General features: G+C 66.3%; 5 protein-coding genes and 1 pseudogene. 1 reads left to right on the forward strand and 5 read right to left on the reverse strand.

Annotated features, from left to right (window positions below):
- The first annotated feature begins 357 nt into the window (after positions 1-357).
- Positions 358-1,128: a DUF3592 domain-containing protein gene (locus QRX50_RS46705; RefSeq protein ID WP_285969452.1), complete on the forward strand. Its 771-nt coding sequence runs from the start codon at positions 358-360 to the stop codon at positions 1,126-1,128.
- Positions 1,129-1,150: 22 nt separating this feature from the next.
- On the opposite strand, the gene QRX50_RS46710 is transcribed toward QRX50_RS46705, so the two are convergent.
- The 5 genes and pseudogenes from QRX50_RS46710 to QRX50_RS46730 all read right to left on the reverse strand — a co-directional run bounded on the left by QRX50_RS46710 (position 1,151) and on the right by QRX50_RS46730 (position 10,525).
- Positions 1,151-1,423: a hypothetical protein gene (locus tag QRX50_RS46710; protein WP_285969453.1), complete on the reverse strand. Its 273-nt coding sequence runs from the start codon at positions 1,421-1,423 to the stop codon at positions 1,151-1,153.
- Positions 1,424-1,452: 29 nt separating this feature from the next.
- Positions 1,453-2,016, reverse strand: a pseudogene (locus QRX50_RS46715) (radical SAM protein); the annotation flags it as partial.
- Between the two features lie 533 nt (positions 2,017-2,549).
- On the reverse strand, positions 2,550-3,305 hold the full coding sequence (locus QRX50_RS46720; RefSeq protein WP_285969454.1) for a polymorphic toxin-type HINT domain-containing protein: 756 nt from the start codon (positions 3,303-3,305) through the stop codon (positions 2,550-2,552).
- A gap of 21 nt (positions 3,306-3,326) precedes the next feature.
- Positions 3,327-3,794 (reverse strand): SUKH-3 domain-containing protein, encoded by a 468-nt coding sequence (locus QRX50_RS46725; protein ID WP_285969455.1) that lies wholly within the window; start codon positions 3,792-3,794, stop codon positions 3,327-3,329.
- A gap of 5 nt (positions 3,795-3,799) precedes the next feature.
- Positions 3,800-10,525 carry an RHS repeat-associated core domain-containing protein gene (locus QRX50_RS46730; protein ID WP_285969456.1) on the reverse strand — a complete coding sequence of 2,242 codons (6,726 nt, stop codon included), beginning with the start codon at positions 10,523-10,525 and terminating at the stop codon, positions 3,800-3,802.
- Positions 10,526-10,965 lie beyond the last annotated feature (440 nt).

The raw sequence follows: 10,965 nt of genomic DNA on the forward strand, positions 1-10,965 counted from the left end.
GTGGCGCCCCAGCGCGCGAGCAGCGCTTCCAGATCCGCGTCCGACAACTCCCGCGGGCTTTCGCCGAAGCCCTGCCGCCGCGACGCATCGCGCGCGGCGCCGAAGTCCACGGAGTGCCCGATCCCCCAACCCTCCGGCGAGGGATCCGTAATCCGCCGCACCCCGCCACAGATCGGTGAACTGCCGGCGGGCTGGGGCAAGCAGCGCCGCCGGCAGTTCACCCGCTCGGGTCGACCAGAACTACTGCAACGGCTCGATGGCGCGCGTGGAACCGCTCGCCAGGGGGCCTCCGTGGCCGCCTGAACTGCCGGGCGACCAGACGCTCGACCCGCCACCGGCGCTGGTTGGATTCGTTGCATGCCGCGTAGCGCCCGCCTGGTACTGGCCGTGGTCCTGTTTGTCCAGTTGGCGTGGTCCGTCCCGCTCGCGGTGGTGTTCGGCAACGAGTACCTCGCCACGCGCGAGGCGGATCTGCTGGTGCCGTCGGCGATCTTCGCCGTCTTCGTGGTGGGTTTCCTGGCAGCCACGGTGACGTTGCTGCTGAGCTGGCTGCTGGCGGGGCGGCGGCGCAAGCGGCTGCTGGCCACCGGCTCACGCGTCCCCGCCTTGCTGGTCGACGTGGCCTACACCCACACCCGCGTGAAACGGCGCACGGTGCGGAAGCTGACCTTCGAATCCCGGGCCACCGGCACCCCGGTCCGCGCTGAGGCGCACACGACGGTGGACCTGCCCGAGGGCACGCCCGCCACGATCGCCTACGACCTGGCCGATCCGACGAAGGCCGTCGTGGTCGACGACCTCACCGCGCTCGCTGCCGACCTGGCCGGGCGCGCCGAGCGGCAGCGGCAGGCCCGGATCGACGAGATGTTCCGCCACCAGCGGGGCGGCTCCTGGACGACGTTCGAGCAGGACGGCCCGTCGGTGTTCACCACCAGCACCGTCACGGTCTCCGGCGCCGACGGCCTACCGGTGGACCTGACCTCTCACGTCAAGGACGCGGCCGGCCAAGGCTTCGGCACGGCGCTCGACCAGCTGCGCGCGATGGTCGCCGACGGCCGCCTCAGCCAGCAGCAGTTCGACGCCATCGCCCGGCAGTTCTCCGGCCTCTTCGATGAGCCCGGCCGCTGAGCAACCCGGCGCGGCTCTCAGGTCAGCGCGTGGCGAGCCAGGGCGCGAGCAGCACTTCCAGATCCGCGTCCGACAACGACCGCGGGCTTTCACCGAAACCCTGCCAGCGCGAGGCAACCCGCGCAGCGTGAAAGTCCACCGAGTACGCGCGCATCAGCACGTACATGAAACTCTCCGAGTCGAACCGCTCACCCAGCAACGTGCGAGCCGCGCGAGCAACCGCCACCCCACCGCTGATGTCGCGCAGTTTCAGTTCTTCGGCAGCCGGGTCCAGCAGACACGGGGTTGAAATCACAGGAACTTTCCCATCACTGAAACGAAAACTCAGCCTTCGGCAGCCAACTGGCCACACGCCGCCGCGATGTCCTGACCACGGGTGTCACGCACCGTGCAGGCTACGCCCCCCGCGTTGACCAGCCGCACGAACTCCCGCTCCACCGGCTTCGGCGACGCATCCCACTTGCTGCCCGGAGTCGGGTTCAACGGAATCACGTTCACATGCACCAACTGACCCAAGTGCTTACGCAGCCGCTTCGCGAGGAGCTCGGCCCGCCACGGCTGGTCATTGATGTCCCGGATCAACGCGTACTCGATCGACACCCGCCGACCCGACGTATCCGCGTAATACCGCGCCGCAGACAACACCTCGTCCACCGACCACCGGTTGTTCACCGGCACCAACGTGTCCCGCAGCTCGTCATCCGGAGTGTGCAGCGACACCGCCAGACGCACCTGCATCTTCTCATCCGCCAGCTTCCGGATCGCCGGCGCCAACCCCACCGTCGACACCGTCACCGAACGCTGCCCGATACCCAACCCCGACGGCGCCGGCTCCGTAATCCGCCGCACCGCCGCCACCACCCGCTTGTAATTCGCGAGCGGCTCACCCCTGGCAACAGACTTAACACAAGTTGCCGACAGAGTCTCCGCAGGTCAAGCCGACAACAAGTTACGTGAGTGACCGGAGTCACACGACTTTGCATCGTTCGTCGAAGCCGGTGGGCGGCAGCCTCCAGCTTCTTCCCAGCGGGAGACACCTCGAGCGATTCGTTGTTACCGTGCGTAGCAGACCGCCTAGGCCCACGCCGAATTTCACGAGCGTCTCGGCAAGAAGGCGCTGAGGTTTATATCGAAGCCGGTCAGAGCCGTTCGTGATCGCGGCGATGTGAGCGGCGGCTTCGTAGCGGACCGCGAGTTTGTCATATCGGGTGGCCACGGCGCGGTGACGTTTGAGCTAGTTGATACCGCACTCCACGACGTGGCGCTGCCTGTGGACATCGGGGTCGAAGACCGGTGACCGCCCGCCCTTGGCCCCTTCGCTTTGCGGCGCGTGTCCTGGTCTGCCTTGCTCGGCACCAGCGCGTTGACAGCGCCGGAAGAGCCCATAAGCCGCCGCCCAGGACCCATAACTTTCCGGGGTGTCACGGCACGGCGCACCGGCGCGCACCCCGCCACCGGATCTCGTCGACCAACTGCCGCTTGCTCCACGACGACGTTCGACCCGGCCGCGACGGTGCAGGCAGTAGCGCTGCCCACTGCTCGCCGGTTAGGTCGAACCGCCCCGCCACCATTACGGTACCCACGAGGTCGCCGGTGGTGTTCGGGTTCTTCTCGGTCGACGAACCAACTTCCGGAGACCTCGCCTCTTTCGGTCGTTTTACATCATTCATCAGAGCTTCGTCTATTCGCCCGGAATCCACCAAACTCTTTTGCATACTAAGCCATGCTCGCGACTGAAGACTGGAACCAGTGGACCACAACTGACGATGATCCGCTCTTGCCATTCGTGCAGCTGGACCACTGTACTTGGAAATTCGCGATGTGGAGGCATTTTGTGGCATATGGTTGATCTCATTGCCACTTCCGGCAAGCTGCAGGTGGCCGTATTTTCCTCCGTCTTCGCCGCAGTTATGGACAAGAACGCCGACCCTGCCGGCGAGGATGTAGTAGGTGTGGACGTCGTCGACGGTGAGGTTGTAGGTGATGATCGCGGCGGTGTAGCGGCGGGTGGCCAGGACGGTGATGTGGCCGTTGTCTGGGGTGTCGACTTCGTCTCCGACGCGGAGGTTGTCGGCTTCGCGCCAGGCGGAGCTGCCTAGCAGGCCCCGACCCGCTGAGTGACTCCCATCGCGGCAGACGGTACGCAGTGCACCCTTCCAACTGACGAGCAACTTCATCAAGGCGTCTGCGAGTCCTTCTCACTCAAGCGTCCACTCACCCAACAGGATTGGTCGAATTCCATCTTTCATCATCGAGAACATCGCATTGCGATCTTCCCCATATTGATAGACCGATGAATCGAACCCGGCATAAAATGCTCCGTCACTTCCCGAGTATACGGTCACATGGAAGCTATCCACTCCAATCGGGCACAGAACGGTGCCAGCCACCCCTGCGCATCGGCGAGCCACGTCCGCATCACGGGTGGTACACACGGCAGACGGATCGAAATGCGTCCAACTTGAGATCCTCTCCCCCGCGATAAAGAGGGCTGGAGGGTGGTCGATCTTTAGGCCGAAGCATTCACTCAGGAAGTTCTTTGCCTGCTCGTGACAGACGAAGCCGACACGCTCCAAACCTACCACGATAGCATCCGCCTCACGGCGCACCCTGCCCGCCTCCCAGCCAAACGAGCTAAGAAATTCCTCCAGTTCCGATTCGCGCATCCTTCTCACCTCGATAGGTCCGTCACTCCACGCCGAACAAGAACACTCTGACAGGATAGACAAGCGGATTCTGGGGCGCCCGTGGCACTGCGAACGGTCAGAAGTTCGATGTCACTCAACCGTAGCGAGCGTCCGACTTGATCCTCGAAATCGGCTCCATGTTCGGCGATCAGAGCATTGCAGGCCCGGATCTCGGCACAGTTATCGGCTCCGCGGCCAGCGATCTGCCCACCATCGGCGAGAGCGGAATCAATCTCGGGCTCGAAGTAGGCCGGGCGGGACAAATGGCCAGAGTGACCGGTTGAAACCATATCGGTACCCTTGAACCGGGCTGCTGCGCTCATCGTGGCGTCCGCGGGTGCCGATTGTGCTGCCGCTCTAGCCTCAGGTCCACAATTGTGGACGAGTACCGGCGTACCCCCTGCCAGCACATAGTAGGTGTGGAGCTCGTCGACGGTGAGGTTGTAGGTGATGATCGCGGCGGTGTAGAGGCGGGTGGCCACGACGGTGATGTGACCGTTGTCCGGGCTGTCGACCTCGTCGCCGACACGCAGGTTGTCAGCTTCACGCCAAGTGTGGAGAGTGACATCCCAGAACAGATGCTGCGCGGTAGTGGTGATGGTCGCCGACCCGTCCGGGGTGCTGAAGGTGAGGTCATCGAAGGACTTGTCGGTGGTGGTGACGTGCACCGCCGTCACCACATGCTGTTCGGCGTCGTGACTGTCGGGCTCGGAGTTGGTGACCTTGTCGCCGACGTGGACCTGGTCGATCGCCTTACTCGAGCCATCAGCCATCAGGACGCTGGTGGCGCCGGCGAAGCTGTTACACCCAGACGAGGCCTTGGCCGGGCTGGCAGCGGGGGCTTCCTCGGCAGGTGCGCTCGCCGCCGGAGCGCTCTTCGCAGCAGCGGGAGGCGGCGGCGGGTCCGCGGGTGTGGGCGCAGCGCCTGCTTCGCCGGCCGACTCTCCGGCGGACGCTTCTGCCCCTGCTTCGCCACCGGTTGCTTCACCGGCCCCGTCGCCGAGCATCTCGCCGGCGACTCCGGCACCGGCTGTGGCACCACCGGCCGCGGCCAACGCACCAGCACCCTCCGTGACCGCTGCGGCCGCGGCGCCGGCCGCAGCCCCCGCACCTCCGAACAAGGAGCCTTCGGTCGCGCCGGCTGCGATCGCGCCCAAACAGAGACCATCGGTGGCGACGACGCAGGCCACCGCGCCGACGACCGCGGCGACCGTGCCGACAACGATCAGCCAGTGCGGCAGGTGGAACGAGTGATCGACCGGAGCCGCGACCGGCCCACGTGCCGGCGGCGCCCCGCCCCCAGACCTGCCGCCCCTCGCGTTTGAGCTCGCGTGGCCGGATGCGGTATGCGCCGGCGGCGAAGGAGGCGGAGGCGCCACTTCCGGATCGAAATAAAGTGCGGGGCTCCAGACGGCCAACCCGCTCGGGTCGCTGCCGGTGACGGGGTCGTTGCCCGCGTAGTCGTACCCGCCCATCTCGTTCGGGTCGGTCTGCTCGAACACCGGGTCCGCGGACAGGAACCGGCCACTCGCCGGGTCGTACTCACGGGCGCCCAGGTTTTCCAGCTGTGTGGTCGGGTCGGGCGTGCCGCCGACGTAGCCCTTGTCGCCGGGCCAGGTGCTCGGTGCCGTTCCTCGTTCCTGGCCGAAGGGCAGGTACTGGCGGCGCGTGGTGGCGAGGGTGGAGGAGTTGAGCGTGAGCTGGTCGGTGCCTTGCCGATCAGGCACCAGGTACTGCACGGCGCCCGACGAGCTGCGCACCGCGACCGTCGCCCCGCCGAGGGAGTAGTAGCGCGTGGCCGTCGTGGTTTCGGACACGGGATCGAGCACCAGCTGCATGTCCCCGAGGAAGAACGTGGTCTGGCTGGGGTCGCGGCGCACGATCAGGTTTCCGCTGTCGTCGTAGACGTAGGAGGTGGTGCCTGATGCAGTGACGTCGGTGCTGGGCTTGTTCTGGTCGTTCCACGTCAGTGTTTGGTTGCCGGTGGAGCCGCCGGTGATCGAGGTCGTGTTGCCGGCCGTGTCGTAGGTGTAGGAGGCGGTGCTGGCGGTGGCGTTCGGTCCGGTCGCGGTCGTACCGGTCAGGGTGTGCGGCTGGTCGGTCGCCGAGCCCTGTGCCGGGTAGTTGAAGGTGGTCGTGGTGTCCCCGGCGGTGTTGCCGGAGGTGTTGTGTTCGGTCTGGGTCAGCCGGTCCCCGGCTGCGTCGTAGGTCCAGGATTGCCAGTAGGGCGTGGGGCCGCCGACGTTCGCCGAGTTGCCCGGCGCGGGGGTGGTGGCGCAGTTGTCGGTGGCGGTCCAGGCCTGGGAGAGGCGGTCGGCGGAGTCGTAGCCGTAGCACTGGGTGTCGACCGTGGCGCCGCCGTTCTGGCGGTCGGTGGACGAGACGAGGAGGCCTGCGCCCTTGGACACTCCGGGTCCGCTGTAGGTGTAGCTGGTGTCGTCGACGACCACGCTGTTGTTGGACGTGGTGGTCTGAATGTCGGTCAGCGCGTGGGTCTGCGGGTCATAGGTGTTGGTGGCCCACACCTGGCCGCCGGTGGCCGGCATCGTGTACTGCAGCGGTTCGCCGAACTCGGAGTACCCGACCGCTTGCACGTAGGTCGTGACGTTGCTCGCGAGTGAGGTGGGTTCGCCGAAGGCGTCGTAGCCGACCGAGACGCTCTCCGACGGCAGCCCGTCCAGCGCAGGCTCGCTGTGGCCGGTGAAGTATCCGGTGAGGCTGTAGCCGAACGACACGGTGTAGCCGGCCGCGGGGATGAGGCTGGTGCCCTCGCCGGTCAGCGTGGTGGTGACCGCTTCTGCCTGCGCTTGCGCGTTGTATGCCCGGATCGTCTGGGTGTAGACGTCACCGCCGGAGTGCGACGTCTGCGACGTCGGGTAACCCTTCTTGAGACTGTCGTAGGTCCACCCCGCGATCTCGTTGCCGCTCGAGGGCGCAGCGTTCCCCGTGGTGTCGTAGTCGAACGTCTTGCGGCCGTCGGCGTCGTAGGCGTGGGTAGTCTGCTTGGCCCGCGCGTCGGTCGTCGTGAGGAGCTGACCGGCGTGGTCGTATGTGCTCGTTGTCGTGCCGGTGTCGGGATCCTGGGCCGAGGTCTGGTTGCCGAGCAGGTCGTACTGGTACGACCAGGTGTTGCCCGCCGCGTCCTTGACGCTCTGCTGCTTGCCGTTCGGGTAGTACGTGTAGTGGGTGGCGGAGTAGTCGCCCGGCGGATCGGTCGGATTCGCCGGCGCGCCCGCGTTGTAGCGGTAGAGGTCGGTCGTGTCTCCCCTGGCATCGGCCAGCGTGGTGGTCGCCGGAGACCCGGCCGGTGGGATCGTGGTGACGAAGTTCCCGCCGTAGACGTAGCTGGTGCGCCAGGTCTCGTTGCCCAGGGCGTAGGCGATCGCTGCGGTCTTGCGGCCGGCGCTGTCGTAGGAGGTGCCGGTCGACGACGGGACGTCACCCGCTGGTGCCTGGACGTAGGTCGGGGAGACCGCGTCGGAGTTGAAGTAGGGGTTGGTGGTCTCGGAGACCCAGCCGTCGGTGTTGTAAATCGTGTCGGTGATATCCCGGCCGTTGTCCGGCGTCTGGTTCTGAACCTCCCTCGAGCGCAGCAACGCGTCGTAGAGAGTCTCCGAAAGCCGATAGGTGCCATTGAAGTTCAGCGTGTAAGTGTCCACAACGGACGGGGCACTGTTCGAGATGGTGTAGGTGTACTTCAACGACGGCGCCGAGATTCCCGGCTTGAGCACTGAGGTGAGACGGCCGAGCGCGTCGAACTGCTCTTTGGTCACGAACCCGCCGGCATCCGTGGACGAGGTCGGCAGATCTCGCACGGGGTCGTTCACGGTCGTTGTGGTGAACGTCAGCGGGTCCTTAACCACCACCTGCGTCGGTTCTGCCCCTGTCGCGGGGGTGTACGTCGTCTGGGTGGTGCGGTTGTCCGGGTCCGTCGTGGTCAGCGGTCGTCCGTACTCGTCGAAGGAGGCAGTGGTCGCCGAATACGTCGAAGTCGCCGCCGATCCCGTGTAGGTGATCGCGCCTTCGGTTTCGGTGGGATCCCCGACTGTGGGTGCAGCCCCCGAGGTGGTCGAGCCGTCGTAGAAGGTCAGCTGGTCGGAGACGGCGTCCTGGGGATACACGGGCGTCGTGCCGCAGTCGGCCGATACGGTTTTCTGCTCGGCCGGCCTGTCCAGGATCCACGCGGTCGTGTTGTCGGCGAAACTCGTGGTGCTGCACAGGTCATCGGCCGGTGTCGAGACGTCGCCGTGGTCGTCGGTCGCCGTGACCCGGCCATGACTGTCGTGGGTGTAGTCGGTCTCGGTTTCCCGATCGCCACCCGAACTCAGTGGCGTGTAGACCTTCGTGTCCGCAGTGTCGAGCAGGAAGGATTGCAACGGCTTCAGGCCCGAGACGGCCTGCGTTGCAGTGGCAGCCGACGACCAGGGATCGCTGATGGTGTCGGAGACGACCGCTGATCCGTTGTAGACGACCGTTTCGTATGTGCCGCCCGCGAACTGGTCGCTGTCGGTCACCGGTGGATCCCCGCGCGAGTCGGAGATCGCGGCCGGTCTGGTTCCTCCGTTGGGCAGGGTGTCCCCGTCCATGCCCCGGAAGTAGGTGTACTGCGTCTTGGTGACGGGGTCGGGCGCCGTGCCGGTGGTGACGATCATGCCCTGGAAGCCGCGCCACTGGTCCCAGGTCCGTTCGTCGGGTTGACCGGTGGGGTCCTCCGTGTAGTGCCAGGCGGGTGTTCCCACGGGTGTGTACGTCGTGGCGATCGTGTCGTGGGCCGAGCCACCGGTCGGATCTTCTTCGGTGACCCCGGTGACGATGAACTTGTTGAACCAGTCGAGAACCGGCTCGGTCTGGTTCGGCGGCAACCAGTAGGCGGGATAGCAGAGCGTGGTGTTCTGGGAGGGATCCGCAGGGGTGCCGGACGAGCAGCCGGGCGAGGAGTAGCCGACCGAGATGGTTTCTCCGGTCTCGGTGGTGATCGTCGTCAGCCGCTGCCGGGTGATCGGCGAGTAGCCGTCGCTGAGATCAACCCTGTTGGACAGCGGCGTTCCGGAGAAGACCACCGGCGGCAAGGTGATGGCCGCCGTCGAACCACCGGCCGAGGTGTCCTGCCCGGTACGGGCGATCGACGAGAGCCACAGCGAGGGGCTAGTGGAATCGTCGGTCGCCGGGTACGTGTGGGTCAGCGCCCAGTTGTCCACATTGGTCTCGGTGGTGCCGACGAGCACCTGCGTCTGGATCGACTGCAGCGCATATTCCGACCAGAACGACGGTGACTGCACCGAACAGCTGGCGTTGTTCGCGCAGTTGAGGTCATAGGGCACGTCGGGCCAGTTGGACGCGGTGGCCGACGACAGTGTGGCCGGATCGCAGCTGGCCTGATTACACCGGCCGGTGGTCGTGAACAGCACCTGCGCAGCCGGCTGCGTCGAGTAGACCTGCCCCGCGCGCTGCCCGTACTGGATCTTCGACAGGTAGGCGCCGCGGTTGTACGGGGTGTTCGCCGTGCTGCCCAGGTCGCGGGAGTAGTAGTTGTTCTCGGTGTTGTAGAAGTACGAGACGACGTCGGAGTGGGTGTCCACGACGTAGTCGAGGTTCCAACGGTAGGCCTGCTGACACCAGGAGTTCGCGAAGGTCGCGTTGTAACAGGGCTGTCCGGCCGCGGCGGCGAAGACCGGTTCAGTCAGCACCGAGTTGGTGGTCGGATTCCCGCTGCTCCAGCCGGGCAGCTGGTTGAGACCGAAGTAGTACTGGGTCCCGTCCGCGGTGGTGACGACGAAGTGCTCACCGTTCTGCGCCCCGTTCGCCGCGCCGGTGACGTACTGCACCCGCTCACTGGCATCGGAGCGCGCGTGGTACGTCCCGGTCGCGTCGTCCTTGATCAACGGCACCGTCTGGCCGTTCAACGACAGGATCAACGTGTTGTTCGCCGACCAGCAGTTGTCCCAGGTACGCGTCGGTCCGGCCGGGTTCTCGTGACAGGACTGGTAGCTCCGCTCGACGTAGCCGGGCGAGTAGTCCCAGCCGTCCCCGATCCACGACGGTTGGTTGTTCGTCGACGGCGTGAGCCCGTCGACTGCTTGCGAGTCGTAGGACAGCGTCACGTTCGGGGTGAGTCCGCCGGGCACGTTGGGCACCGGGACGGGGTAAGACCAGTTGAAGGAGTCGCTGGGGCCGCCGGCCTGCCACGAACCCGACGAGTGCAGTGACGTCGCGGCGAAGTCACCACCGCCGCCGGACGGTGCCGACGTCGCGGCGAGCACCATCATCGACGCAGCGCTGTCTGCGGACTTGGCCGTCGGAGCCGCTGGCACAACGACATCCCCGGAAAGGGTCCCGGCCTTGGCATCGCGCGTGAACGGGACCGGCGTCTGGGTGCGGCACTTCGGTTGATCCGGGGTGGTCGCGGCGCAGCCGGGCAACGCGACCAGCTGAAGCCTGGATGCCCAGTCCCCGCCGAACGCGTCCTCGAACTGGCCGTAGCCCATCGTCAGGTGAACGCTCGAGGAGCCGGCACCACTGGTGTTGTGGCGCAACGACATCATCGGCCCGGTGATCCCGGCTGCGGCGGCCTTCGCCTTGGTGGCGAGGTCGACGTGGATGCCGGCCGGGCTCTGCGCCGTGCCGGCCTTGGCGGACGGGGCGTGCCCGCTCGGCGCGAGCCACACCGGCAACGCTCCAGCACGAGTTGGCGCGGATTCCGTCTCCGTCACGGTGACGTCCGCCCCGCCGGAGGGCCATGAAGGCGGCGACGAGTGCGACGTCGGCATGGCAGGCGGCTTCCGGTACTTCCCCTGCACCGGGTTCACCGGGACGGATTTCGTCTGCTGGACGTGAGGCGCGCTGCGCCCCGTTGCCGCATCGGCAGGGGACGAGACAGCAGTGCTCAGCCCGGCGAGCAGCACGACGCCCAGCGCCCACGCGACACCTCGATGGGCTGACGCGCGCCACCCCGGCCGGCCGCCGACCGCCCGACTACCCGCCACAAAACGTCGATTTCCCCAGATTCCGGACACCGTGATACCGCCCTTGCACTATCCGATGATCACGCAAACGAGGGCGACAGTAGCAGTTGAATTGAGTTCATCGGAAGAATTTTCTCTGCATTCCGAAAACGTGATAGGCGACGAACGTTGGAGCTTATAGCGCAAGC

It is taken from the genome of Amycolatopsis sp. 2-15, from assembly GCF_030285625.1.
GTDB lineage: Bacteria > Actinomycetota > Actinomycetes > Mycobacteriales > Pseudonocardiaceae > Amycolatopsis > Amycolatopsis carbonis.

Coding starts and splice junctions, on each gene's coding strand:
- QRX50_RS46720 (WP_285969454.1), bottom strand. CDS start 3,305: ATGAAGTTGCTCGTCAGTTGGAAGGGTGCACTGCGTACCGTCTGCCGC.
- QRX50_RS46725 (WP_285969455.1), bottom strand. CDS start 3,794: ATGCGCGAATCGGAACTGGAGGAATTTCTTAGCTCGTTTGGCTGGGAG.
- QRX50_RS46705 (WP_285969452.1), top strand. CDS start 358: ATGCCGCGTAGCGCCCGCCTGGTACTGGCCGTGGTCCTGTTTGTCCAG.